The sequence below is a fragment of the Sphingomonas antarctica genome (assembly GCF_965137005.1).
GTDB lineage: Bacteria > Pseudomonadota > Alphaproteobacteria > Sphingomonadales > Sphingomonadaceae > Sphingomonas_O > Sphingomonas_O antarctica.
Genome location: NZ_CBCRXM010000006.1, coordinates 79,789 through 105,564, shown reverse-complemented (window position 1 = coordinate 105,564; position 25,776 = coordinate 79,789). Strand labels below are relative to the sequence as shown.

The window sequence follows — 25,776 nt, the reverse complement described above, 5'->3', positions numbered from 1 at the left end:
AGCAACCCGCGCGTCCCGGCACTTGATCGGAGGTCAGCGCCCGTCCTTGACCGCGCGGGCGATCGCCCGGCCGTAATTGGTCTTGCTGAACAAATCGGCCCGCGCCATCGCCTGGGCCTCGGTGATGAAGCCCTGCTGGAACGCGATTTCTTCGAGGCAGGCGATCTGCATGCCTTGGCGGTGCTGGATCGTGCGGACGAATTCCCCGGCTTCGAGCAGGCTGTCATGCGTGCCGGTGTCGAGCCAGGCGTAACCGCGCCCCATCTGTTCGACGTACAAGTTGCCCGCTTCCATATAGAGGCGATTGAGGTCGGTAATCTCATATTCGCCGCGCGCCGAGGGTTTGAGGCTCGCGGCATAATCGACGACGCGGTTGTCATAGAAATACAGGCCGGTAACGGCGGCGTTGCTCTTGGGATTGGCGGGCTTTTCCTCGAGCGACAAAGCCTTGCCGTTCTCGTCCAATTCGACGACGCCGTAACGCTCCGGATCCTCGACCTGATAGCTGAACACCGTCGCGCCTTCGCGCCGCGCGGTGGCGCTGGCGAGCAACGCGCCGAGCCCCGCGCCGAAAAAGATGTTGTCGCCCAGGACCAGCGCCACGCGGTCGTCGCCGATGAAGTCGCGACCGATGGTGAAGGCTTGCGCGAGCCCGTCGGGGCTCGGCTGCTCGGCGTAATTCATGTTCAGCCCGAACGCGCTGCCGTCGCCGAACAGATTGCGGTAATTCCCCAAAAATTCGGGGCTGGAGATGATCAATATGTCGCGAATGCCCGCGAGCATCAGCACCGACAGCGGGTAATAGATCATCGGCTTGTCGTAGATCGGCAGCAGCTGCTTGTTCACCGCCAGCGTCGCGGGGTGGAGGCGCGTGCCGCTGCCGCCCGCGAGGATAATGCCCTTCATGCTTTGCGTCCGATCAATTCGTCGAGGATGTCGTCGAGTGCGTCCTGCCACGGGCGCGGCGCGATGTGAAAATCGCGGGTGAAGTCTGCGGTGTCGAGTTGCGACCAGGCGGGGCGCGCGGCGGGGGTCGGGTATTCGGCCGTGGCGATGCCGTTGACCTGCGCCGACGGACCACCACGCGCGGCGCTGCCGGCGAAGATCGCGCGGGCGAATTCGGCCCAGTCGGTCTCGCCCGCATTGGCGAAATGCCATGTGCCGGAGGACTGGCCGGCGGCGAGGGCGACGGTGACGGCGACCACACCGGCGGCGAGGTCGGCGGCGGCGGTCGGCGCGCCATGCTGGTCCGCGACCACGCCGAGTTCGTCGCGCGTTTCGGCAAGCCGCAACATGGTCTTCACGAAATTATTGCCGTGCGCGCTGACCACCCACGCCGTGCGGACGATGGCGTGACGCGCCCCGCTCGTCCGCACCGCCAGTTCGCCGCCGAGTTTCGACGCGCCATACGCGTTGCGGGGATCGGTCGCTTCGCCGGGGCGCCGCTTGCCCGGGGTCGCGCCGTCGAACACATAATCGGTCGAAATCTGGACGATGGGGATGTCGGCCGCTTTGGCCGCGGCGGCGAGTGCTGCGGGGGCGAGCGCATTGACCGCCCAAGCGGTGACCTGATCGCTCTCGGCCTTGTCCACCGCAGTGTAAGCACCGCCCGACACGATCGCCGCATATGGCTGCGCCGCGACGGCGGCGGCAATCGCGGCGGTATCGGTCAGGTCGAGCTCGTCGATATCGATCGCGTGGACTTGCCAGCCTGCGGGCCATGCGGCGCGTTGCAGTTCGATGCCCAACTGACCCTTGCCGCCAGTGACGAGGACGGTGTTCACAGCGCGTTGATCCAGCCACCGGCCAACCATAAAACCGAAGCATGTCGCCCCTGCGCAGGCAGGGGCCTAGATAGACCCTCCACGCGCGGCTTCCCGCCGATAGGGGAAATCATCTGGACCCCTGCCTGCGCAGGGGCGACAGGGTTGTGTTGGGTCGCCATCAACCCGCCAAACCCCGCCGCGCCGCCGCCGCATGTTCCTCGATCAACCCGCGCCACCAGCCCTCATTCTCCAGATACCAGCGCACCGTCTTCTCGATCCCGCTCTCGAACGTCTCCTGCGGCTGCCAGCCGAGTTCGTCGCCGATCCGGCTGGCGTCGATGGCATAGCGTTTGTCATGGCCCGGACGGTCGGCGACATGGCCGATCTGCGCGGCATAGGACTGGCCGTCGGCGCGCGGGCGCAGCCGGTCGAGGATCGCGCACAGCGTCTGCACGACCTCGATATTCTGCTTCTCGTTATGCCCGCCGATATTATACGTGCGGCCGACCTCGCCGCGCTCGAACACCGTGCGCAGCGCGCGGACATGATCCTCGACGTACAGCCAGTCGCGCACCTGATCGCCCTTGCCGTAAATCGGCAGCGTATCGCCCGACAGCGCCTTGGCGATGACCAAAGGAATCAGCTTTTCGGGAAAATGATACGGCCCGTAATTGTTCGAACAATTGGTGATGAGCACGGGCAGGCCATAAGTATGGCCCCAGGCGGAAACCAGGTGATCGCTGCCGGCCTTCGACGCCGAATAGGGTGAACGCGGGTCGTAGGGCGTGTCCTCGGTGAACAGCCCCGTGTCGCCGAGCGAGCCGTAAACCTCGTCGGTCGAGATATGGTGAAACCGGAACGCCGCCTTCGCGTCCCCTTCTAACGTCTGCCAATAACGCCGCGCCTCGTTGAGCATGTTGAACGTGCCGACCAGATTGGTCTGAATGAACGCGCCCGGCCCGTCGATGGAGCGGTCGACATGGCTTTCGGCGGCGAGGTGCGTGATCACGTCGGGGCGGAAATCGGCGATGGCGGCGGCGACCGCGTCCGCATCGCAGACATCGCCGTGGACGAAGTGATAGCGGTTGCTGCCCGCCACCGGCGCGACGGTCGACAGGTTTCCGGCATAGGTCAGCGCATCGAAATTGAGGACGTGATGGTCCGAATCGTCGATCAGATGGCGGACCAGCGCGGAGCCGATAAAGCCGGCCCCGCCGGTCACGAAAATGCGCATCTAAATCTCCAGCGGCGTCAGTGGACGGCCGTCATAATCGAATGGCGACGTCCAGCCGGCAAGGCGCGGCAGCCCGGCGTCCTTGGCCGACAGCTCGGGCGTCGTGCCCGCCGGCAAGGGCCAGTCGAACGCGATGTCGGGATCGTCCCAGGCAATGCCGCCGTCATTCGCCGGGGCATAAGGCGCGGACACCTTGTAGGTCACTTCGCAATCGGGCTCGAGCGTCACGAACCCGTGCGCGAAACCCACGGGAACGAACAATTGGCGGCCGTTTTCGGCGGTGAGCTCGGCGGCGACCGATTCGCCATAGGTCGGCGACCCGCGCCGCACGTCGACCGCGATGTCGAGGATACGGCCGCGAATGCAACGCACCAGCTTGGCCTGTCCGAACGGGGGCGTCTGAAAATGCAGGCCGCGCAACGTGAAGGCGGGCGCCGAATAGGAGTGATTGTCTTGGACGAAGCGGCACGTGATGCCCAGCGCGTCATACGCCGCCTCGCTATACACTTCGGTGAACCATCCGCGCGCATCGCCGAATCGCTTCGGTTCGATCAGCCGCACAGGTCCGTCAGTCGCAATCATCGATGCCCATTCCCCGGAAATCGCCCCTAGTCCGCGGCCCTTATGATTCCTACCCCGCGCGTCGCTCGATGCGGTTTGTCCCAGCGTGGGACGGTTCGGGGTTAATAGATCGAAAAGTCAGGTTGGAACGTAACCCAGCCAGAACTATTTAAAGAATAACGAAAAAAACGAATCTACGGGGTCGCACCACATGAAAAAATATTTACTCGCCGCCGCCGCTCTGACCGCGCTTCCTGCCGCCAACGCCAGCGCTACGACGATCATCATCTACAATTGGTCGATTGGTGCCAATTTGATTGGCGGCGTTACGGTCACGACGCCCGCGATCAGCCACGGCGCAATCTACATCAACCAGTTCCATTATACTGGTCACGACACGAACGGTAATGTGTTCGACCAACTGACCAACTGCGTCGATCTCGAACATTATGTCGCGACGGGGACATACACGCTCGGTTCGATCAGCTCGCGCATTCCCGACCTGACCAAGCTGCGCCAGATGCTGACGTTCATCGGCACCACCACCGGTATCGTCGCCGGTGACAGCGGTCAGCAGAAGAACATCGATGCGGCGGCCATGCAGCTGGGCATCTGGGAAATCCTCTATGAGGGCGGCAATTCCAACTATAACGTGACCAGCGGCAACTTCCGCTCGTCGTTCGCCGGCTATGTCAGCCAGGCCGATTTCTCCGCCGCGCAGACGCTGGCGAACAGCTGGCTGGGCAACACCACCAGCGGGTTGTGGACCGCCCCCGCCGGCAAGACGCTCGGTTATCTCACGAACCCCAACCTCCAGAGCCAGGTCTATCTGCGCGACCTGGAACAGGGCGAAAAGGGCTTGGGCGGCGGCCCCGGCGCGGTCCCCGAGCCTGCCAGCTGGGCGCTGATGATCTCCGGCTTCGGCCTGGTCGGCTGGACCTCGCGCCGCCGCCGTGCCGGCCACATGGTACGCGCTTTAGCGTAGTCCCCTCATTCCCCGCGCCTTGGGCTACTCGGCGCGGGGGGTGAACTTCGACTTGGCGGGCAACATCGGCTTTCAAGATCGCGCGCCCCGTGCCATGCGCCCGCGCGTGGCAAAAAGCGTCGGACGGAACGCCGTCTATAATTTGATCGGATCGGCATTGCCGCTGGCGTTGAGCCTGGCGACGGTGCCTGTATATTTGAAACTCGTCGGTCCGGACCGTTATTCGGTCTTGGCCATCGCGTGGCTGTTCCTCGGCTATTTCGGACTCTTCGATCTCGGGCTCGGCCGCGCCACCGCGTATCGCATCGCCGCGCAAAAGGATGCGCCGCCCGAAGACCGCGCCATCACCTTCTGGACCGCGACACTGATCAACCCGATGATCGGGGTGATCACCGGCGGCATCTTGTGGATCGTCAGCCACTGGTATTTCACCGGCGTGTTCAAGGTCGATGCGGCGTTGCGCCCCGAGATTCTCGCTTCGGTGCCGTTGCTCGCATTGTCGGTGCCTATCGCAACGCTGACCGGGACGCTGACCGGAACGCTGCAGGGGCGCGAACAGTTTTTGAAGATCAACATGATCTCCGTCACCTCGACCGCGTTGTTCCAGCTCCTGCCGCTGTCGATCGCGTATTTCCATGGGCCGTATCTGCCGCTGTTGCTTGGGTCGGCGACGTTCGCGCGGTTGCTGGCGGTGGCGTGGTTGTGGTGGGAATGCCACCGCGAAGTCGGCCGTGGGTTCGCCCCGCGGATCAGCCGCGAGCGGTTCAACGACCTGATCGGCTATGGCGGCTGGGTCGCGATTTCGTCGCTGATCGGGCCATTGCTGGTGGTCAGCGACCGGTTCGTCATCGGCGGGGTGCTCGGGGCGCTGGCGGTGACGCATTACACCGTGCCGTTCCAGTTGGTTCAGCGCATCCAAATCGTCCCTTCCGCCATCACGTCGGCACTGATGCCGCGCATGTCGGGCAGCGATGCGGCGGCGCGCGAGCGGCTGGGCGATATGGCCGGGCGCATATTGGAGGCGTTGCTGACGCCAGGACTGCTGGTGGCGATCCTGCTGTTCGAACCGGCGATGAAATTGTGGGTCGGCAGTGGCCTTGGCGGCGAAATGGCGCCCGCGGGCCGCGTGATGATCGTCGCGTTCTGGGTGTTTGCGCTGTCGAGCGTGAAGATCACTCTGCTTTATTCGTCGGGCCGTCCGCGCGCGGTCACGACGGCCTATGCCATCGAAATTCCGCTCTATTTCGCGGTGCTGTTCGCGGCGATGCACGGTTATGGCCTGATGGGCTGCGCGTTCGCCTTGCTGTTTCGCTGCGGCATGGATCTGGTGGTGCAGGGCTGGTTGTTCGAAAAACGGCTGCCGGGCCTGCGGACTTTCACCAATTTTGCGCTGTTGATGGTCGGGACATCGGTAGCGGCATTGATGCTGACGACGCCGCGGCTGGGGGCGGTGCTGGCAGGGGTATTGGTTATCGCTTCGGCGATCCTCGCGGCGCGCAGCCTGCCCGCCGAGGCGCGGACGATGGCGCTGGATATCGTCCGGCGCAGGCGTGCGGCATGACCCGGCTGGCGGATCGCGCGCTGATCCGGTTGTCGGGTGACGATGTGCGCGGGTTTCTGCAGGGGCTGGTGACCAACGATGTCGCGCGGCCGCTGCCGGTGTGGGCGGGGTTGCTGACACCACAGGGCAAGGCCTTGTTCGATTTTATCGTGTCGGCGGATGGCGAGGATTTACTCGTCGATTGCGAGGCGGATCAGGCGGCGGCGCTGGCCAAGCGGCTGACCCTGTACCGCTTGCGGCGGGCCATCACCGTGGCGGTGGTCGACGATCGCGCGGTGCATTGGTCGGCGGAAGGTGACGGCGATCCGCGCGTGCCAGCTTTGGGTCGGCGCTGGATCGGCGAGGCGGAAGGCGCCGATGTTTCGAGCAGCTACCGCGCCCACCGGCTTAGGCTGGGTGTGCCCGAAGGCGTGGCCGAATTGGGGCAGGACGCGACTTTGTGGCTCGAATGCAATGCCCGCGAACTGAACGGCGTGAGCTTCACCAAGGGCTGTTACGTCGGGCAGGAGAATACCGCCAGGATGCACCACCGCGACAAAGTGCGGCGGCGCGTATTGGTGCTGCCGGCGGGGACCGCGCCAAGCGAGCGCGTGCGGGCGAGTTATCCCGATCTGGGCCTCGAAGTCGCGCATATGCGGATGGAGGATGTGTCCGCCAATTTGCTGCCCGGTTGGGCGATTGAGGCAAGTTAAGTCACTGCAATTCCGGTCGTTTCACCCCCAGAACTTGGAACGCGGGGCCGACCCTGTCGTTATCTCACCAGGCATAAAGCCGATGGAGAGATGCAATGGGTGACCAGAACAATCAGGGCAACGACCCGCGGACCGGCGACAGCAATTCGGCGCAGAACGCCGGCAACACGACCAGCCAGCAGAATCAGGGTTCCACGGACCAATCGGGTTCGGGCTATGGCAATCATGGCGCGACGGGCCAGTCGGGGACCGGCAGCTCCGGCCAGCAAAACCAGGGCAATAACGGCATGCCCAATGACGATGAATCGCGCGGCGGTCCGCCCACCGGCGAACAGGTGGATGACGGCGGCAATTTCGGCGGATCGTCGAACGACACCGGCGGGCTGACCAGCGACCAGGGTGCGCGTTCGGGGCAGGGCGGCATGCAGCAAGACGCACAAGGCGCGGCCTCGGGCAGCGACATGGACGACGAGGACAGCGACAATTTGCAGGACCAGAATTCGTCCGGCGCCGTCTGAATTCGCACATAAGTAGACAAGCCAACGCCCCTGTGGTTGGGATTTCCGTCCCAACCACAGGGGTTTTACTTTGCTCGACAGGCTGAAAGAACTCGAAGACCGGCGTGAGGCCGCGCGCATCGGCGGCGGGCAAAAGCGCATCGATGCGCAGCATGCCAAGGGGCGGCTGACGGCGCGGGAGCGGCTCGACGTGCTGCTCGATCAGGGTTCGTTCGAAGAACTCGACATGTATGTCGAACATAATTGCGTCGATTTCGGCATGGAGACGCAGAAGATCTCGGGCGATGGCGTCGTCACTGGCTCGGGGACTATCAACGGGCGACTGGTGTTCGTATTTTCGCAGGATTTCACCGTGTTCGGCGGCTCGCTGTCGGAACGCCATGCGCAGAAAATCTGCAAGATCATGGACATGGCGATGAAAGTCGGCGCGCCCGTGATCGGCCTCAACGATTCGGGCGGCGCGCGCATTCAGGAGGGCGTGGCGAGCCTCGGTGGCTATGCCGAAGTGTTCCAGCGCAATGTGCTCGCCTCGGGCGTAGTGCCGCAACTGTCGCTGATCATGGGGCCCTGCGCGGGCGGCGCGGTGTATTCGCCGGCGATGACCGACTTCATCTTCATGGTGAAGGATTCGAGCTACATGTTCGTCACCGGCCCCGATGTGGTGAAAACGGTGACCAACGAGGTTGTCACGCAGGAGGCGCTGGGCGGCGCGGTGACGCACACCACCAAATCGGGCGTGGCCGACAATGCCTTCGACAACGACATCGAGGCGCTGCTGGCGGCGCGCGATTTCTTCGACTTCCTGCCCGAATCGAACCGTGCCGCAGCGCCCGAGCGGCCCACCGCCGATGCGTGGGACCGCCTCGAGCCCAGCCTCGACACGATCATCCCGGATTCGGCGAACCAGCCGTACGACATGCACGAAGTCATCCGCAAAACGGTGGATGAGGGCGATTTCTTCGAGGTTCAGCCGACCCACGCGACGAACATCATCATCGGTTTCGGGCGGATCGAGGGGCGCACCGTCGGCGTCGTCGCCAATCAGCCGATGGCGCTCGCGGGCGTCCTCGACATCAACTCGGCGAAAAAGGGCGCGCGGTTCGTGCGCTTTTGCGACGCGTTCGACATTCCGATCGTGACGTTCGTCGATGTGCCGGGTTTTCTGCCCGGCGTGGCGCAGGAGCATTCGGGGATCATCAAGCACGGCGCAAAACTGTTGTTCGCTTATGCCGAAGCGACGGTGCCGAAGATCACCGTGATCACGCGCAAGGCCTATGGCGGCGCCTACGACGTCATGGCGTCGAAGCATCTGCGCGGCGATCTGAACTATGCCTGGCCGACAGCCGAAATCGCGGTAATGGGCGCAAAGGGCGCGGTCGAGATCATCTTCCGCGGCAAGACGCCCGAAGAAATCGCCGAACGCACCGCCGAATACGAAGCGCGCTTCGCCAACCCCTTCGTCGCGGCGAGCAAGGGCTTCATCGACGAGGTCATCATGCCGCACTCGACGCGGCGGCGGGTGGCGTTGGGGTTACGGAAGCTGCGGAACAAGCAGTTGGAGAACCCGTGGAAGAAGCATGACAACATTCCGCTCTAGCGCATTTCTTGGGGCGTTGAGCATCGCGCTGCTGGCTTATATTGCCTACGAGCTTCGCCGATCTTTACGTCTCCGACATGTTCGCCTTGGATCTTATCTGATCTACCGAAACGATCATCCATCAATTTACTGGCTGATGGTCGGGTGGCTTGTCGCGATGCTCATGCTTGTCGTGATGATCGCTCTAGAGCTTGTCGCGGGCATTCAATCGAGGGTGTGGTTGTGAAACTCGGACGTCTCAACCATGTCGGCGTTGTCACCGCGTCGATGGACGATTGCATCGCCTTCTGGCGCGATACGATGGGCGCCGAAGTGATCCACGCGCCGTTCGACATGTCCGAACAGGGTGTGCGGATCGCGTTCGTCGATACGCCCGATGCAGATGGCGGCAACAGCGGCACGCAGATGGAGTTGATCGAGCCGTTGCCGGGCGGGGCCATCGCCGCGTGGCTGGAGAAAAATCCGGGCGGCGGGCAGCATCATCTGTGCTTCGAAGTGCCCGACATCCACGCCGCCAAGGCCGAGCTGGAGGCGATGGGCAAACGCGTCCTCGGTGAGCCGCGCATGGGCGCGCATGGGACGCTGATCTTCTTCGTCCATCCGCGCGACATGCAGGGGATTTTGACCGAATTCATGGAAACGCCGAAAGGCCATTAAATCCTCGCCTTGAGGCGAGATCGCAGGCGCGCTAGCGCCTGACGGAGTGGTGCCGGAAATGCGCGCGAAAGCGCGCGTCGGCTGCCGCCGACATTGTTGCACCACTCCGGCCCTACGGGCCACCTCGCCTCAAGGCGAGGATTTCAGGGGACCGTATGACCTATACCTCGATCACCCTCGACATCGCCGACGCCGTTGCGACGATCACGCTTAACCGCCCCGAACGCCTCAATGCCTGCGGCCTCGACATGGCCGACGAGATTTCGAACGCGCTGGATGAGGCGCGCGATGCGCGGGCGGTGGTGATTACCGGCGCAGGGCGGGCGTTTTGTTCGGGAGCGGATTTGCAGGCGCGCGGCGACCGCCCGGTCAATGGCGGCGAGGGCAGTTTTGCCGCGCTGACGCAGCACTATAACCCGCTGATGATGAAGCTGGCGCGGCTGAACGTGCCGATCGTCTGCGCCGTCAACGGGCCGGCGGCGGGGGTCGGCTGTTCGATCGCGCTGGCGGGCGATTTCGTGATTGCGGGGACAAGCGCGTATTTCCTGCAGGCGTTCGTCAATATCGGCTTGGTGCCCGATGGCGGCGCATCGTGGGTGCTGCCGCGCCTGGTCGGCAAGGCGCGCGCGACCGAGATGATGTTGCTCGGCGAAAAGATTCCGGCAGCGAAGGCGGCGGAGTGGGGACTGATCTACAAGACGGTCGATGACGCGGCATTGATGGAAGAAGCGCGAACGCTGGCGCTGCGGCTGGCGCAGGGGCCGACGGTGGCGCTGGGCGTGATGCGGCGAAACATCGCCATGGCGCTGGACGGCGATTTCGCGAGCGCCTTGCAGCGCGAAGCGGAGGGCCAGCGCATCGCTGGATCGAGCACCGATGCGATGGAAGGCGGCATGGCTTTTCTTGCCAAGCGGAAGGCTGCGTTCCAAGGGAAATAGGGTGAGCACAGAGCCCCCTATCGAGCGCAACCTGGGTGAGGATGCGGGAACCACCGTAACGCCGCGTGACGCCGCTCCGCCGGCTGGTGCGCCGACCATCGCCGCGTGGGAAAAGCTCGCCGCCAAAGAGGTCAAGGGCAAGGACCTGACCTGGCACACGCCCGAGGGCATTGCGGTCAAGCCGCTCTACACCGCCGAGGATGCGACGGTCGATCCGGGGCTGCCCGGCTTTGCGCCGTTCACGCGCGGCGTGCGGGCATCGATGTATGCCGGGCGGCCGTGGACGATCCGGCAATATGCAGGTTTCTCCACCGCAGAGGCATCGAACGCATTCTACAAACGCAACCTGGCGGCGGGGCAGAAAGGGCTGTCGGTCGCCTTCGATCTCGCCACGCACCGCGGGTATGACAGCGACCATCCGCGCGTCACCGGCGATGTCGGCAAAGCGGGCGTGGCGATCGACACGATCGACGACATGAAAATTCTGTTCGACGGCATCCCGCTCGATCAGATGTCAGTCAGCATGACGATGAACGGCGCGGTGATCCCGATCCTGGCGTTCTTCATCGTCGCGGGCGAGGAACAGGGTGTCCCCCGCGCCCAGCTCGACGGGACGATTCAGAACGACATTCTGAAGGAGTTCATGGTCCGCAACACCTACATCTACCCACCCGAACCGAGCATGCGGATCATCTCGGACATCTTCGGTTACACGTCGCGCGAGATGCCGAAGTTCAACAGCATCTCGATCAGCGGCTATCATATGCAGGAAGCGGGGGCGACGCAGCTCCACGAACTCGCTTTCACCATCGCCGACGGGCGCGAATATGTGAAATACGGCGTCGCTTCGGGCCTCGATATCGACAAGTTCGCCGGGCGGCTGAGCTTCTTTTTCGCGATCGGCATGAATTTCTTCATGGAGATTGCGAAGCTCCGCGCCGCAAGGGTGCTGTGGCACCGCGTGATGACCGGTCTCGGCGCGCAGGACGAGCGCAGCAAGATGCTGCGCACGCATTGCCAGACGTCCGGTGTGTCGCTGACCGAGCAGGACCCGTATAACAACGTCATGCGCACGACGATCGAGGCGATGGCGGCGATGTTGGGCGGGACGCAGTCACTGCATACCAACGCCCTCGACGAAGCGATCGCGCTGCCGACCGATTTCTCCGCGCGCATCGCCCGCAACACGCAAATCGTGATCCAGGAAGAAACGGGGATGACCAAGGTCGTCGATCCGCTGGGCGGCAGTTACTATGTCGAGAGCCTGACCCAGCAGCTTGTCGACGGCGCGTGGGACATCATCGAGCGCGTCGAGCGCGAAGGCGGCATGGCCAAGGCGGTTGCGGCCGGCTGGCCCAAGGCGATGATCGAGGAAGCTTCGGCGGCGCGCGCGGCGCGGGTCGATCGCGGCGAGGATGTGATCGTCGGTGTCAATAAATACCGCAAGGCCGATGAGGATCCGATCGACATTCTCGACGTCGACAACGTCGCGGTGCGTGAGGCGCAGATTGCGCGGATCGAACGGGTCAAGGCCGGCCGCGACGCGGCGAAATGTCAGGCGGCGCTCGATGCACTGCGCGAAGGCGCGCGCGGCACGGCCAATGTCCTCGAACTTGCCGTCGAATGCGCGCGGGCGCGGGCGACGTTGGGCGAGATTTCCTCGGCGATGGAGGATGTGTTCGGGCGCTATGACACCGTGCCGACGCCGGTGAAGGGGGTTTACGGCGGTGCCTATGCCGACGATCGCGCGTGGGACAATCTGATCGCGGGTGTCGCCGCGACCGAGCGGCGGCTGGGCCGCAAACCGCGCATGCTGGTCGCCAAGATGGGGCAGGACGGGCATGATCGCGGCGCTAATCTGGTCAGTTCGATGTTCGGCGATCTGGGGTTCGAGGTCGTCCCCGGGCCGTTGTTTCAGACCCCCGGCGAAGTCGCCGCGCTCGCGCTCGACAGCGATGTCGACGTCGTCGGCGCGTCGAGCCTGGCGGCCGGCCACAAGACGCTGATCCCCGAACTGATCGGCCACCTGCGCGATGCGGGCCGCGCGGACATCAAGGTCATCGCCGGCGGCGTCATCCCCGCGCAGGATTACGATTTCTTGCGCGAAGCCGGCGTGCAGGCGATCTTCGGCCCCGGCACCAATTTGATCAAGGCGGCGGAGGACGTGCTGCGCCTCCTCGGCCACAACATGCCGCCCGAGGGCGAACGGCTGGAGGCGGTGGAATGATGCGAACAGACTGGACCCGCGAAGAAATCGCCGCCCTCTTCGACCTGCCGTTCACCGAACTGGTGTTCCGCGCCGCCGAAACGCACCGCGCGCATCACGATGCGGGGGCGGTGCAGCGGTCCACGCTCCTCAGCATCAAGACCGGCGGGTGTCCGGAGGATTGCGGCTATTGCTCGCAATCCAAATTCGCCGACAGCGGCCTCAAGGCGACCAAGCTGATGGATGTGCAGGCAGTGCTGCAGGCCGCGGCGCAGGCCAAGGATCATGGCTCGACGCGGTTCTGCATGGGCGCGGCGTGGCGCAACCCCAAGGATCGCGACCTGCCCGCGCTCGTCAAAATGGTGCGCGGCGTGCGCAATATGGGGCTGGAGACGTGCATGACGCTGGGCATGCTCGAGCCGCATCAGGCGCGCGCCCTCGCCGATGCGGGGCTTGATTATTACAACCACAATATCGACACCTCGCCCGAGCGGTATGACGCGGTGATTACGACCCGGACGTTTGCCGACCGGATCGACACGCTGGAAACGGTGCGCGCGGCGGGGATCAATGTGTGCTGTGGCGGGATTGTCGGGATGGGCGAGACGCGCAGCGACCGCGTCGGGTTCGTCCATGCGCTGGCGACCTTGCCCGAACATCCCGAGAGCGTGCCCGTGAATGCGCTGGTGCCGGTCAAGGGCACGGTGCTCGGCGACATGCTCGCCGACACGCCGCTGGCCAAGATCGATGATCTGGAGTTCGTGCGGACGGTGGCTGTCGCGCGGATCACCATGCCGCTGAGCATGGTGCGGCTGTCGGCGGGCCGCGAAAGCATGAGCGAGGCGACGCAAGCGCTGTGCTTCCTCGCGGGTGCAAATTCGATTTTTACGGGGGATAAATTGCTTACGGCGGCGAATGCGGGCGACGACAGCGATGCGGCGCTGTTCGCGAAACTCGGGCTGCGGACGATGGCGGCGGAGCAGCGGCAGTTGGAGGCGGCTGAGTGAAGCGAAGGTCCGTATTTCAGTGGTTGGGTCTTACGGCCGCCATTAGCGCGGTTGTTCCGGGCTTGCTGTTCCTCTCGTTCATTCTTCGAATGGAACTGGTGGGCGACAAGCCAGCTGTAAGCGGAGCCGAACTGGCGCACGTCGAACAATTGCAGTGGGCGGTTCAACTCGGCTCGTTTCTGATCGGCGTGGCCGCCTTTGCTTGGCTCGTGCTCGTCGTTCTCAAAAGGACATAAGCGTGCTCAAAAAAATCCTGGTCGCCAATCGGGGCGAGATTGCGTGCCGGGTGTTCCGCACGGCGAAGCGCATGGGGCTGAAGACCGTTGCGGTTTATTCCGACGCGGATGCGCGCGCGCCGCACGTGCTGATGGCGGACGAGAGCGTGCGGCTGGGGCCTGCGCCGGCGGCGGAGAGCTATCTCAATCCCGAACTGATCCTGCTCGCCGCGCGCGAGACGGGGGCGGACTGCATCCATCCGGGTTACGGCTTCCTGTCGGAGCGCGAGAGTTTCGCCCGGGCGTGTGCCGATGCGGGGATCGCGTTTGTCGGGCCTCCCCCGAATGCCATCGCGGCGATGGGCGACAAGATCGAGAGCAAGAAACTGGCCAAGGCGGCGGGGGTCAATGTCGTTCCCGGTTTCCTCGGCGAGATTGACGGCACCGACCATGCCGTGCGGATCGCGGGCGAAATCGGCTATCCGGTAATGATGAAGGCCAGCGCGGGCGGCGGCGGCAAGGGCATGCGGCTGGCTTGGAGTGAGGCCGATGTCCGCGAAGGCTTTGAAGCGACCAAACGCGAAGGCCTGGCGAGTTTCGGCGACGACCGCGTGTTCATCGAGAAATTCATCGAAAGCCCGCGCCACATCGAGATCCAGTTGATCGGCGATCAGCACGGCAATGTGATTTACCTCAACGAGCGCGAATGCTCGATCCAGCGGCGCCACCAGAAGGTCGTCGAGGAAGCGCCTTCGCCGTTCGTCTCGCCCGAGATGCGCCGCAAGATGGGCGAGCAGGCGGTCGCGCTGGCCAAGGCGGTCGGCTATTATTCGGCAGGGACGGTCGAACTGATCGTGTCGGGCGCCGACACGACCGGCGACAGTTTCTACTTCCTCGAAATGAACACGAGGCTGCAGGTCGAGCATCCGGTCACCGAGGAAATAACCGGTCTCGATCTGGTCGAACAGATGATCCGCGTGGCGGCGGGGGAGGAGCTCGCCTTCACCCAGGCCGATGTGAAGATCCATGGCTGGGCGATCGAGAACCGGGTTTATGCCGAGGATCCGTATCGCGGGTTCCTGCCGAGCACGGGGCGGTTGGTACGATACGCGCCACCGGAGCAAGTCCTTCGAGACGCCGCTTCGACAGGCTCAGCGGCTCCTCAGGACGAACGGAACTTCAATCCATCCGTTCATGGTGAGGAGGGGCTGAGCGTAGTCGAAGACCCGTCTCGAACCATTCGCGTCCGCGTCGATGACGGCGTGCGCGAAGGTGGCGAAGTGTCGCGTTTCTACGACCCGATGATCGCCAAGCTGATCACCTGGGCACCGACGCGCGAGGGCGCGATCGATGCGCAGATCGCGGCGATCGACGATTTCGAGATCGAAGGCGTCGGGCATAATCTCGATTTCCTGTCCGCGCTGATGCAGCATCCGCGCTTCCGTTCGGGTGAGATCACGACGGGGTTCATCGCGGAGGAATATCCCGACGGATTTGCAGGCGCGCCGGCGTCGCCCGAACTGCTCGCGCAATTGGCCGCGATAGCCGCGTTTGCGGCGACGGCCGAGGCGGATCGCGCGCGGCGGGTCGATGGGCAATTGGGCGACCGGCTGCACCCGCCGGCTGACTGGCAGGTGCGGATCGGCGGGACGGACCATGATGTCGGCGTGTCGACCGATGGCATTGTCGTCGACGGCAAAGAACTGGACCTCGACCTCGAATATACGCCGGGCGACCGGACGGTGACTGCCGAACTGGACGAGGAAATGCTGACCGTTCGGCTGACCCGCACGCGCACCGGCTTCAAGCTGGGTGCGCGCGGCGCGTCGCATGTCGCGCGCGTGCTACCCGCGCATGTCGCGCCGTTGGCGACGCACATGATCGAGAAGGTGCCGCCCGACCTTTCCAAATTCCTGATCTCGCCGATGCCGGGGCTGCTGACCACGCTGCATGTCGCCAAGGGTGACAAGGTCGAGGCAGGTCAGCCGCTCGCGGTGATCGAGGCGATGAAGATGGAAAACATTTTGCGCGCGGGCAAATCGGGGATTGTCGCGACGGTCGATGCCGCGGTCGGTGACAGCCTCGCGGTCGATCAGGTCATTCTCGAGCTCGAATGAGAACCAAAATCAATGTAACAAACGCTATTGCGAGCGATTAGCAGTTGTGCCAGACAATCCCGCGATGGTTGTCTGCGTCTGCAACGCATTCGCGAAACACAGGTCCGCGCGGCGGCGCGTGACGGATCGACCCGTCCCCAGTGCGCCTACAAGAAGCTGGGGTGCCAGGTCCGCTGTGGCCAGTGCCTGCCGTTCGCGCGCGAGATTATTGCTGCGGAAGGCGCGGCTGCTTAGGCCGGAGCTTATTACGGGGAGCTGCGGGCATGAAGGGCGATCTCAAGGTCATCGAATATCTCAACGTGGCGCTCAAGAACGAGCTGACCGCGGTGAACCAATATTGGCTGCATTATCGCTTGCTCGATCATTGGGGTGTCGAGCGGCTCGCCGAATTCGAACGCCAAGAATCGATCGACGAGATGAAGCACGCCGACCGTCTGTCGGAGCGCATCCTGTTCCTCGACGGCTTGCCCAATTTCCAGCTGCTCGGCCGCCTGCGCATCGGCGAGTCGGTGGAGGAAGTCCTCAAGGCCGACCTCGCGCTGGAGGAAGAAGCGCTGCCGCCGTTGCGCGAGGGCATCGCCTATTGCGAGACGGTGCGCGATTTCGTGACGCGCGATCTGCTGACCGAAATTCTCGATAACGAGGAAGAACATGTCGATACGCTGGAGCGCCAGTTCGACATGATCCGCGGCATGGGCATCGAAAACTACATTCAGCTGCAGTCGAAACCCGCCGACACGATGGTGAGTTGACGAGCGCTGTTATAGTGCGGTAACACACCTTCGTCAGTGGAGAGACGTTGGTGAGCTTTCGGAACATATCATCCTGGGCGATCCGCAATCCGGTTGCGCCGATCGTGCTGTTCATCGCGCTGACGCTGGCGGGCCTGGTCGCCTTCCAGCGAATGCAGGTGAACAACAATCCGGACATCAGCTTTCCGCTCGTCCAGGTGACGGTCAGCCAGCCCGGCGCGGCCCCGCCCGAAATGGAATCGCAAGTGACGCAGAAGCTGGAAGCGTCGCTGCGCTCGGTCAACGGCGTCGACAGCATCTCCAGTCGCATTTCCGAAGGCACATCCTTCACATTCGTTGAATTCACGCTCGGCACGCCGGTCGATCGTGCGGTCAACGACGTGCGCGACGCCGTCGCCAAAATCCGCGGCGATTTGCCCGACGGCATCCTCGAGCCGCAGGTCCAGCGGCAGGATACCGATGGCGGCCCGCTCGCCTTCATTTCGGTCAGCGCCACCGACATGACTCTCGAACAGCTCAGCTGGTTCGTGGACAATAATATCTCCAAGCGTTTGCTGTCGGTCCCCGGCATGAGCCAGGTCAGCCGTTCGGGCGGGGTGACGCGCGAAATGCGCGTGATCCTCGATCCGGCAAAGTTGCAGGCGTCCGGCCTGACGGCGAGCCAGGTCAATGCGCAGCTGCGCGCGATCAACATGAACGGTGCGGGCGGCCGTACCGAAGTGGCGGGGTCCGAACAATCGGTGCGCGTTATCGGCAACGCGGCGGGCGCCCCCGAGCTGGAAAATGCCCGGATCAATGCCAATGGCCGTTCGGTCCGGTTGGGCGACATCGCGATCGTCCGCGACCTTTATGCCGAGCAGCGCAATCTGGCGAAAATGAATGGCCGTCAGGTGACGAGTTTTTCGATCGCCAAGGCCAAGGGATCGTCCGACGTGACGGTTTACGACGCGGCGATGGTCGAGCTGAAGAAAATCGAGGCCGACAATCCCAAGGTCCATTTCACCCAGTTGTTCACCACCGTCGATGACACGCGGCAGACCTATAAGTCGGCGATGGAAGCCCTGTGGGAAGGCGCGTTGCTTGCGGTGTTGGTGGTGTTCCTGTTCCTGCGTGACTGGCGTGCGACGATCATTTCCGCGCTGGCCATCCCGCTGTCGACGATCCCGGCGTTCTGGTTCATGTCGCTGATGGGGTTCACGCTGAATGGGATCAGCCTGTTGGCGTTGAGCCTGGTTGCGGGCGTGCTGGTCGACGATGCGATCGTCGAGATCGAGAACATCGTCCGGCACATGCGCATGGGCAAGACCGCTTACCAGGCGTCGATCGACGCGGCGGACGAAATCGGCCTCGCGGTGCTGGCGACGACGATGGCGATTGTTGCGGTATTCCTGCCGGTAGGCTTGATGCCGGGCATCAGCGGCCAGTATTTTCGCCAGTTCGGGCTGACGGTCGTCGTGGCGGTGTTGGTCAGCCTGGCGGTTGCGCGGCTGATCACGCCGATGCTCGCGGCCTATTTCCTCAAGTCACATGGCGAGTCCGATCATGGCGGGCGCGCCGTCGATGCTTATCTGCGCCTGCTACGCTGGACCATCGACACGTCGAAGGTTGTGGCGGTCAAGGCGGCGGGACGTCGCTGGCGGGCGCGATTTTATGATCATCGCTTGTGGGTCATGGGCTTGGCGGCCCTGACGCTGGTCGCGACGGTGATCAGTTTCATGACGCTCGATTTCGAGATCTTCCCGCCGCAGAATAATTCGTTCAGCCAAGTCCAGATCGCGATGCCGCCGGGCACGACGTTGAAACAGACGATGTCGGTGGCCGATCAGGCCGCGGTGATCCTCCACCGCGAGCCCGAAGTGCGCGACGTGTTCGAAGACGTGAATGTCGGTGATGGCAATATATTCGTGACGCTCAAGCCAGATCGCAAACGCAGCAGCGTCGAGTTTGAGCGCGAGACGGGTCCTAGGCTGGCGGCAATTGCCGATGCGCGCGTGACATTCCAGAGCCAGTCCGGTGGCCTGGGCCGCGATGTGACGTTGATGCTGGCGGGTAACAACCCGGTGCTCGTCGAAAAGACCGCGCGTCAGATTGTCGAGGAAATGCGCGCCACACCACAATTACGCGCGCCGCGCATCGACGGCGACCTGCCGCGCCCCGAACTGGTGATCAAGCCGCACCTCGATCTGGCGGCTGACATGGGCGTATCGACCTCTGCACTAAGCCAGACGATCCGCATCGCGACGCAGGGCGAGATCGACCAGAATGCCGCCAAATTCTCGTTGAGCGACCGCCAGATTCCGATCCGCGTGATGATCGACGAACGCGCGCGTGCCAATTTGTCGACGATCGAGAACCTGCCGGTGCCGACGCTCAGCGGCGGCAGCGTGCCGTTAAAGGTCGTCGCCGATGTCAGTTTTGGCGCCGGGCCTTCGGTTTTGCGGCGTTACAACCAGAACCGGCGCGTGGCGATTGGCGCTGACCTGGCGCCGGGCGTGGTTGGCAGCGGCAAGATCGTCGATAATCTGCCGACGATGAAACATTTGCCGGAAGGGGTCGAGCGCGTCAGTTTCGGCGACGACAAGATCCAGGCCGAGCTGGCAACCAACTTCATCACCGCCGTGCTGTCGGGCGTAGCATTGGTGTTTGCGGTGCTGGTGCTGCTGTATCGCCGTGTCCTGCCGCCATTCGTCAACATGGGGTCGTTGCTGCTCGCACCGTTGGGCGGCGCATTGGCCTTGCATCTGTTCGGCTTCTCCGCGTCGATGCCGGTGATGATCGGGGTGCTGATGCTGTTCGGTATCGTCGCCAAAAACTCGATCCTGCTGGTCGATTTCGCGCTGGAGGAAATGGACAAGGGAATCGACCGCGATACCGCGATCATCGACGCCGGCCACAAGCGCGCGCAGCCGATCGTCATGACGACGGTGGCGATGGTCGCGGGCATGATCCCGACCGCGCTGGCGTTGAGCGAAGGCGGCAGTTTCCGTCAGCCGATGGCGATTACGGTGATCGGCGGGCTGATCGTTTCGACCATCCTGACGTTGCTTATCGTCCCGGCACTGTTCAGCCTGGCGGTGGGCATCGAGGCGCGGATCGGGCCGAAGCTCAAGCGGCGGTTGACGACGGGCGGCGAAAGCGCGCCACGGCCGGTGGCGCTGCCGGCGGAGTGACATTCAGCGCTTGGGCGGTGCCTCGCGCTCGACATATGCCAGCGCATTGCGTCGGACGAGCATGCGGTTCTTGCGCGGATCGATAGCGAGGTCGAACAGGCCGATCAGGTCGATGCCGATGAGCCCGTCTCCGCCGAAATCCTTGCGCGGTTCACGCGGGTCCATCGCGGTGTAGGCAAGTTCCTCGAACCGGTACGGGCCAATTTGCAACGCGTTGGCGCGCATCACGCGGCTGGGATAGCGGGAGCGACCGCCAAAGCCGGCGGTCAGCACTTCGGTGAAAGGCCGGTTGCCTTCGAACAGTTTGAATTTGGCAACCGTCTGCGGGAATAGGAGTAAATTGCGCGGCGCGCCGGTGTCGAGCATGAGGCGTAGCGGTGTGCCTTCGAAGGTGGCATCGACGAAAATGCGATCGGACTGATCGCCCGGCAGCCGCTGAAGGCGCGTGGGCAAGGGCTTGTAACCCGCAAGTTCGGGCAATCCGTCGAGATAGAGCGACCATTCGCCCTTCACGAAATCGAGCGTCGTCGGATAGCCGGTCAACACGCCCGCCGCGAGCAGCCCGGCAACGTCCGCGCGCATACCGCGGCCGAAATCATAGCTTTCAAAGGTCATCAATGGCTGGCGAACGATCCCGCCGACGATGACGTCGCGCGCGATATGCATGCTCATGAATGTGGATTTGGCGCCCAAGCCACCGCCTTGAGTGTTGCCGAAGGCGGCGAGTTTCAATCGAGCGGCGATTTCGGGGCGAATCTTGTTCTGCGTCGTGCCGGTGTCGATGACGAACAACAGCTTTTCGCCGTTGATTTGCGCCGAGGTGAACAGGCGTTGCCCATCAAGCGCGATGCGCCCGACCAGCGGCGGACGCGGAACGCCGGCGGCGCGGAGCAGTTGCGGTGTGGCAAGGAGCGGAGCGGCGGCGAGCAATGTGCGGCGAGTCGGCATGGCCTCAATGTTAGGATGCAGCCCACGCCCTGGTCCAGCAGGCGATTGCCGCTTCGATATCCGCCGTCAACCGCGCGTGATCGTTACCGATGACCAAGCCCCACAAGCGATCCTGATGCAGCCCAGCCTGGCACAAGGCAGCAAACTGGCGCGCGGCGATCATCGGATCGCCCGGGCGCACCCGGCCATCGGCCATGGCCGTCGTCAGATAGGCCGCCAGCTTGGCTTTGCCGCGTTTTGGGCCGCGTTCGAAAAACAGCGTGCCGAGTTCGGGAAAGCGTCCGGCCTCCCCCGCGACGATACGGTGCAGGTCGATGATTTCGGGGGTGCCGACGATCGCCATGATGGATTCGGCAAACTGGCGAAGGGCCGCGGACACCGGCAGTGTCGCATCGAGCGGGACGTCCAACGCCTCGCCGAATCGTTCGACCAGATCGTCGACCACGGCCGCGAACAGTTCCTGCTTGGATGGGAAATAGGCCCACAATGTCGTCTTCGATCCGCCGACACGCGCGGCAACCGCCGACATTGTCGTCGCGCCATAGCCGTGCAGAAAAAATTCGGTGCGTGCGGCTCCAACGATGGCGGCACGTTTGGCTGAAGGCTGATCACTGGAAGCCATATAGGTGATACTATCAAGTATCATTGCAATTGACAACTTATCTGCCACGCGTCATTGATAGCGAAAGTGTACTGGATAGTACGGCGAGGTCGGATTGCGTATCTCACTCACATTATTTGCGACAGCGAGCGTATTGCTGGGCGGGTGCGTGCCGCGTCTCGGTCCTGCGCCGGCGATCAACGCCGTTGCGCCTGGCGAAACCGCGGCAACCCTGGCGACCCGGCCTGGTATTGCCGTCGACGCTGCCTGGTGGACCAATTTCGCCGACCCTCAGCTCGATGGCTTGATCGCCGAGGCGCTCGCCGGTTCGCCGGATGTCGCTTCCGCCGCGGCGCGGGTGTCGCAGGCCGAGGCGTTGGTACAGCAGGCTGGCGCGGCACAAGCGCCTTCGCTGAGCGTCGATGGCGTCGTCGGCGGCAACAAGCAGAGCTATAATCTGGGTATTCCGCAGCAGTTCGTCCCGCGCGGCATCATCTCCACCGGTCGCCTGACCGCGACGTTCGGCTTCAACCTCGATCTGTGGGGCAAGCAGCGCGCGGCGGTTCGCGCGGCGCGCGGCGACGCGGCGGCGGCGCGGCTCGATGCCGATCAGGCGCGGCTGATGTTGTCGACCGAAGTCGCCAATGCCTATGCCGAATTGCAGCGTGATTTCGCGCTGGCGGCGACTGCGCGCGAGGCGCTGGCGCTGCGGCAGGAGAGTTCGCGGCTGGCCGGATTGCGCGTGTCGGGCGGGTTGGACAATCGTGGTAGTGGTGCCCAGGCCGAGGCGCGCGCCCCGGCGGCGGAGGCCGATCTGCAGGCTGCCGAGGCCGCGATCGTGCTGACGCGGCACCGTCTTGCCGTTCTGGTCGGGCGCGGACCTGATCGCGGCGAGACGATCGTGGCGCCCGCGATGAAGCCCTATGCGATCGGCATTCCGGTCAATGCGGGCATCGATCTGGTCGGGCGGCGTCCCGATGTGGTCGCGGCGCGGGTCCGGACCGAAGCCGCGGGAGAACGGATCAAGGTCGCGAAGGCGGACTTTTATCCCAACATCAATCTGGGCGCAGTCGTCGGGCTGCAATCGCTGGGCCTGTCGAAGCTGTTCGACAGCGGATCGGCCTATGGCAACGGCGGTCCCGCGTTCAGCCTGCCGATCTTCGACGGCGGGCGAATTGCCGGGCGGTATCGCGGCAGCCGTGCCGATTTCGATCTGTCGGTGGCAAATTACGACCGGACGCTGCTGACGGCATTGGGTCAAGCGGCGGACGCCGTCGCGACGCTCGACAGCGTCGAGGCGCAGCTCACCGAACAACGCCGCAGCGCCGCCAGCAATGGCGAAGCGGCGCGTATCGCCCGGCTGCGTTACACCGGCGGGCTGAGCAACCAATTGGTCGCGCTGACCGCCGAAGACTCACTGGTCGTCAGCCGCCGCGCGGTGGCCGACCTCGAAGGTCGCCGCCTGCTGGCGCAGGTCGCGCTGATCCGTGCCCTTGGCGGCGGATATGTTTCGAATGGAGCTCGATAATGGCTGACGCCAACCCCCAGGAAATTCCCGCCGCGGCCGAGGACGATACCGCCGCCGACAATGCGGCGCGGACCAGCAAGCGCAGGCGCCTGTTCGTGATTTTCGGCATTGTCGTGCTGGTTGCGGCGTTGGTTTACGGTGCGTGGTATCTCCTGACCCAACGCGGGCGGGTGCACACCGACAACGCCTATGTCGGGGCGGACAGCGCGCAGATCACGCCGTTGGTCCCAGGGCCGGTAGCGCAGGTTCGCGTCAGCAACACTCAGACGGTCAAGGCAGGCGATATCCTCGTCGTGCTCGACGACAGCGACGCCAAGGTTGATGTCGCTACGGCGGAAGCCGCACTGGCACAGGCGCGTCAGAAATTCGGTCAGGCCAGCGCGACGGTAACGTCGGCGGGCGGCAAGCTCGAAGCGCGCGATGCCGACATCATGCAGGCACGCGCGCGGTATGCCGAAGCGGTGACCGAAGCGGCCAAGGCGCGCGGCGATTTTCAGCGGCGCCGGGCCTTGCAGGGCACGGGTGCAGTGTCGGGCGAGGAAGTTGCGTCGGCGCGCGCGGCCTATGACGCGTCACAGGCGATGCAGGCGACGGCAGCTGCCGGCGTCAAAACCGCGCAGGCCAATCGCGCCTCGGCGGCGGGTGATCTTGAGGCACAGACCGCGTTGGTGCGCGGGACAACCATCGCCACCGCGCCCGATGTGGCGGCGGCCCGCGCGCGGCTGGACGCGGCCAAACTCAATCTTGCGCGGACGGTGATCCGCGCGCCGATCGGCGGTGTGGTGACCAACAAGATGGTTCAGGTCGGTCAGCGGCTGGCGGCCGGCGCGCCGATCATGACGATCGTTCCGACCAGCGCGGTCTATGTCGACGCGAATTTCAAGGAGAGCCAGTTCACGCGCATCCGCATCGGCCAGCCGGTCGAGGTGACCAGCGATTTTTACGGCAGCGACGTGGTCTATCACGGCAAGGTGGTCGGGCTGGCTGGCGGGACGGGGGCGGCATTCGCGCTGATTCCGGCGCAGAACGCCACGGGCAACTGGATCAAGGTGGTTCAGCGCCTGCCGGTGCGGGTTGCGCTGAATGCCAAGGAAGTCCGCGACCATCCCCTGCGCGTCGGGCTGTCGATGGATGCCGTGATCGATACGCGCGGCAACTGACATGGCGCGCGCGGCACCCGCCGAGAAAAAGGCGATTGTCGAACCGCTGGCCGGCGGGCGGCTGATCCTCGGCGCGTTCGCGCTGGCGCTGGCCAATTTCGTGGTGGTGCTCGACACCACCATCGCCAATGTCAGCGTGCCGCACATCGCCGGCGGGCTGGCTGTATCGCCGACGCAAGGCACCTGGGCCATCACCAGCTATGCGGTGGCGGATGCGATCAGCGTTCCGTTGACGGGATGGCTTTCGTCGCGATTCGGCAGCGTGCGCTGGTTCATCGTCTCGCTCACCGGGTTCGCCATTTTTTCGTTCCTATGCGGTGTATCGACCTCGCTCGGCATGCTAGTCGCATTCCGGGTGCTGCAAGGTTTGTCCGGCGGACCGCTGATGCCGCTCAGCCAAACGTTGCTGTTGCGGATCTTTCCCAAGGAACGTGCGGGCATCGGCCTGGCGATCTGGGCGATGACGACGACCAGCGCACCGATCGTCGGCCCGATCCTGGGCGGGCTGATCAGCGACAACTGGACCTGGCCCTGGATATTTTTCATCAACCTGCCGGTCGTCGTGATCTGCATCGTCCTCGTCCGGTCGATGATCAGTCGTTACGAAACACCGGTGGCGAAGGTCGGGATCGACATTATCGGCCTGATCCTACTGGTGGTGTTCGTCGGCGCGTTTCAGATCATGTTAGACACCGGTCGTGAGAACGATTGGTTCAGCTCGAGCTGGATCGTCGGCTTGGCAGTCATTGCGGCCATTGGCTTTGGCGCGTTTTTGATCTGGGAATTCACCGCCGAGCATCCGATCGTCGATATCCGCGTATTCCGCTATCGCGGTTTCAGCATGGCAACGATGGCCATGAGCCTGGGCTATGCGGCGTTCTTCTCATCGGTCGTGCTGACGCCTTTGTGGCTCCAGCAAGTGGTCGGTTATACCGCCACCAATGCCGGTTATGTTGTCGCGTGGGTCGGGGTGTTCGCGGTGTTGGGATCGCCGGTCGCGGCGCGGCTGATGGGCAAGAGCGATGCCCGCGTCATGATCAGCGCCGGGCTGTTGTGGATGGGTTCGACGGCCGTGCTGCGGACTCACTGGACGATCGGCGCCGATTACTGGACGCTGGCGATGCCACATTTGCTTCAGGGCATCGGCATGCCGTTCTTCTTCATCGGTCTGACGGCCCTGGCGCTGGGTAGCGTCAAGCCAAATGAGACGGTGTCTGCAGCCGGCCTGATGAGCTTTTGCCGGACATTGTCGGGGGCGGTCGGGACAGCCCTGGCGACCACGGCGTGGGACGACGCGGGGCGTGTGTCGAGAAGCGAATTGGTCGGGAAGCTCAACGATCCAGCGGGAGCGATCGCAACCCTACAAGCCGCCGGTGGGACATACGAGCAGGCCCGAGGCAGCCTCGACCGGCTGGTTGAAGGGCAGGCGGCAACACTTGGCGCGATTCACGTCTATTGGTTATCAGCGTTGGTGTTCCTGATCGCGGCAACGTTGGTCTGGATAGCGCCGAAGCCGCGCGCCAATGTCGACATGGGCGGCGGGCATTGAGGGTTGCCGTTCGC

Annotated in this window: 23 protein-coding genes; 17 read left to right on the top strand and 6 right to left on the bottom strand. The window is 64.0% G+C overall.

Annotated features, from left to right (window positions below):
• Positions 1 to 33 precede the first annotated feature (33 nt).
• The 4 genes from rfbA to rfbC all read right to left on the bottom strand — a co-directional run bounded on the left by rfbA (position 34) and on the right by rfbC (position 3,582).
• Entirely contained in the window at positions 34 to 906 is an 873-nt protein-coding gene (gene rfbA / locus ACM9ME_RS08540) for a glucose-1-phosphate thymidylyltransferase RfbA (protein WP_415643036.1), read from the bottom strand.
• Entirely contained in the window at positions 903 to 1,784 is an 882-nt protein-coding gene (gene rfbD / locus ACM9ME_RS08535; protein ID WP_415643035.1) for a dTDP-4-dehydrorhamnose reductase, read from the bottom strand. The genes rfbA and rfbD overlap by 4 nt, the downstream gene beginning before the upstream one ends.
• A 160-nt stretch (positions 1,785 to 1,944) precedes the next feature.
• The gene (rfbB, locus tag ACM9ME_RS08530) at positions 1,945 to 3,000 is read right to left on the bottom strand and encodes a dTDP-glucose 4,6-dehydratase (RefSeq protein WP_415643034.1); all 1,056 of its coding nucleotides are present in this window, start codon (positions 2,998 to 3,000) and stop codon (positions 1,945 to 1,947) included.
• On the bottom strand, positions 3,001 to 3,582 hold the full coding sequence (gene rfbC, locus ACM9ME_RS08525; protein WP_415643033.1) for a dTDP-4-dehydrorhamnose 3,5-epimerase: 582 nt from the start codon (positions 3,580 to 3,582) through the stop codon (positions 3,001 to 3,003).
• Between the two features lie 190 nt (positions 3,583 to 3,772).
• Here rfbC and ACM9ME_RS08520 point away from each other — a divergent pair, with 190 nt between their 5' ends.
• From ACM9ME_RS08520 to ACM9ME_RS08455, 14 genes are all read left to right on the top strand, one after another.
• Positions 3,773 to 4,546, top strand: a complete 774-nt coding sequence (locus tag ACM9ME_RS08520; RefSeq protein WP_415643032.1) for a PEPxxWA-CTERM sorting domain-containing protein — start codon at positions 3,773 to 3,775, stop codon at positions 4,544 to 4,546.
• Between the two features lie 40 nt (positions 4,547 to 4,586).
• Positions 4,587 to 6,107, top strand: a complete 1,521-nt coding sequence (locus tag ACM9ME_RS08515; RefSeq protein WP_415643031.1) for a flippase — start codon at positions 4,587 to 4,589, stop codon at positions 6,105 to 6,107.
• Positions 6,104 to 6,799, top strand: a complete 696-nt coding sequence (gene ygfZ / locus ACM9ME_RS08510; protein WP_415643030.1) for a CAF17-like 4Fe-4S cluster assembly/insertion protein YgfZ — start codon at positions 6,104 to 6,106, stop codon at positions 6,797 to 6,799. Before ACM9ME_RS08515 ends, ygfZ begins: the two co-directional genes overlap by 4 nt.
• A 95-nt stretch (positions 6,800 to 6,894) precedes the next feature.
• Positions 6,895 to 7,317: a hypothetical protein gene (locus tag ACM9ME_RS08505; protein WP_415643029.1), complete on the top strand. Its 423-nt coding sequence runs from the start codon at positions 6,895 to 6,897 to the stop codon at positions 7,315 to 7,317.
• Between the two features lie 70 nt (positions 7,318 to 7,387).
• Positions 7,388 to 8,914, top strand: a complete 1,527-nt coding sequence (locus ACM9ME_RS08500; protein WP_415643028.1) for an acyl-CoA carboxylase subunit beta — start codon at positions 7,388 to 7,390, stop codon at positions 8,912 to 8,914.
• Positions 8,895 to 9,140, top strand: coding sequence for a hypothetical protein (locus tag ACM9ME_RS08495; RefSeq protein ID WP_415643027.1), 246 nt, complete (start codon positions 8,895 to 8,897; stop codon positions 9,138 to 9,140). Before ACM9ME_RS08500 ends, ACM9ME_RS08495 begins: the two co-directional genes overlap by 20 nt.
• On the top strand, positions 9,137 to 9,571 hold the full coding sequence (gene mce / locus ACM9ME_RS08490; RefSeq protein WP_415643026.1) for a methylmalonyl-CoA epimerase: 435 nt from the start codon (positions 9,137 to 9,139) through the stop codon (positions 9,569 to 9,571). Before ACM9ME_RS08495 ends, mce begins: the two co-directional genes overlap by 4 nt.
• A gap of 155 nt (positions 9,572 to 9,726) precedes the next feature.
• Entirely contained in the window at positions 9,727 to 10,509 is a 783-nt protein-coding gene (locus ACM9ME_RS08485) for an enoyl-CoA hydratase-related protein (protein ID WP_415643025.1), read from the top strand.
• Between the two features lie 97 nt (positions 10,510 to 10,606).
• The gene (scpA, locus tag ACM9ME_RS08480) at positions 10,607 to 12,736 is read left to right on the top strand and encodes a methylmalonyl-CoA mutase (protein ID WP_415643100.1); all 2,130 of its coding nucleotides are present in this window, start codon (positions 10,607 to 10,609) and stop codon (positions 12,734 to 12,736) included.
• Positions 12,733 to 13,722: a biotin synthase BioB gene (gene bioB, locus ACM9ME_RS08475; protein ID WP_415643024.1), complete on the top strand. Its 990-nt coding sequence runs from the start codon at positions 12,733 to 12,735 to the stop codon at positions 13,720 to 13,722. The genes scpA and bioB overlap by 4 nt, the downstream gene beginning before the upstream one ends.
• Entirely contained in the window at positions 13,719 to 13,958 is a 240-nt protein-coding gene (locus tag ACM9ME_RS08470; RefSeq protein WP_415643023.1) for a hypothetical protein, read from the top strand. Before bioB ends, ACM9ME_RS08470 begins: the two co-directional genes overlap by 4 nt.
• A gap of 2 nt (positions 13,959 to 13,960) precedes the next feature.
• On the top strand, positions 13,961 to 16,054 hold the full coding sequence (locus ACM9ME_RS08465) for an ATP-binding protein (protein WP_415643022.1): 2,094 nt from the start codon (positions 13,961 to 13,963) through the stop codon (positions 16,052 to 16,054).
• A gap of 263 nt (positions 16,055 to 16,317) precedes the next feature.
• On the top strand, positions 16,318 to 16,806 hold the full coding sequence (bfr, locus tag ACM9ME_RS08460) for a bacterioferritin (protein WP_415643021.1): 489 nt from the start codon (positions 16,318 to 16,320) through the stop codon (positions 16,804 to 16,806).
• A 50-nt stretch (positions 16,807 to 16,856) separates the two neighbouring features.
• A complete protein-coding gene (locus ACM9ME_RS08455; protein WP_415643020.1) occupies positions 16,857 to 19,976 on the top strand; it encodes an efflux RND transporter permease subunit in 3,120 nt (1,039 codons plus the stop codon).
• Positions 19,977 to 19,979: 3 nt separating this feature from the next.
• Here ACM9ME_RS08455 and ACM9ME_RS08450 read toward each other — a convergent pair whose 3' ends face one another.
• Both ACM9ME_RS08450 and ACM9ME_RS08445 read right to left on the bottom strand, forming a co-directional pair.
• Positions 19,980 to 20,924 carry an aspartyl protease family protein gene (locus tag ACM9ME_RS08450; protein ID WP_415643019.1) on the bottom strand — a complete coding sequence of 315 codons (945 nt, stop codon included), beginning with the start codon at positions 20,922 to 20,924 and terminating at the stop codon, positions 19,980 to 19,982.
• A gap of 10 nt (positions 20,925 to 20,934) precedes the next feature.
• Positions 20,935 to 21,546, bottom strand: coding sequence for a TetR/AcrR family transcriptional regulator (locus ACM9ME_RS08445; protein ID WP_415643018.1), 612 nt, complete (start codon positions 21,544 to 21,546; stop codon positions 20,935 to 20,937).
• Between the two features lie 94 nt (positions 21,547 to 21,640).
• Between ACM9ME_RS08445 and ACM9ME_RS08440 the strand changes: the two genes are divergently transcribed.
• The 3 genes from ACM9ME_RS08440 to ACM9ME_RS08430 are packed head-to-tail and all read left to right on the top strand — an operon-like array spanning position 21,641 to position 25,762.
• Positions 21,641 to 23,053 (top strand): efflux transporter outer membrane subunit, encoded by a 1,413-nt coding sequence (locus tag ACM9ME_RS08440; RefSeq protein WP_415643017.1) that lies wholly within the window; start codon positions 21,641 to 21,643, stop codon positions 23,051 to 23,053.
• The gene (locus ACM9ME_RS08435; protein ID WP_415643016.1) at positions 23,053 to 24,213 is read left to right on the top strand and encodes an HlyD family efflux transporter periplasmic adaptor subunit; all 1,161 of its coding nucleotides are present in this window, start codon (positions 23,053 to 23,055) and stop codon (positions 24,211 to 24,213) included. Before ACM9ME_RS08440 ends, ACM9ME_RS08435 begins: the two co-directional genes overlap by 1 nt.
• A 1-nt stretch (position 24,214) precedes the next feature.
• Complete coding sequence (locus tag ACM9ME_RS08430; RefSeq protein WP_415643015.1) at positions 24,215 to 25,762, top strand: DHA2 family efflux MFS transporter permease subunit; 1,548 nt, start codon at positions 24,215 to 24,217, stop codon at positions 25,760 to 25,762.
• The last annotated feature ends 14 nt before the right edge of the window (positions 25,763 to 25,776 follow it).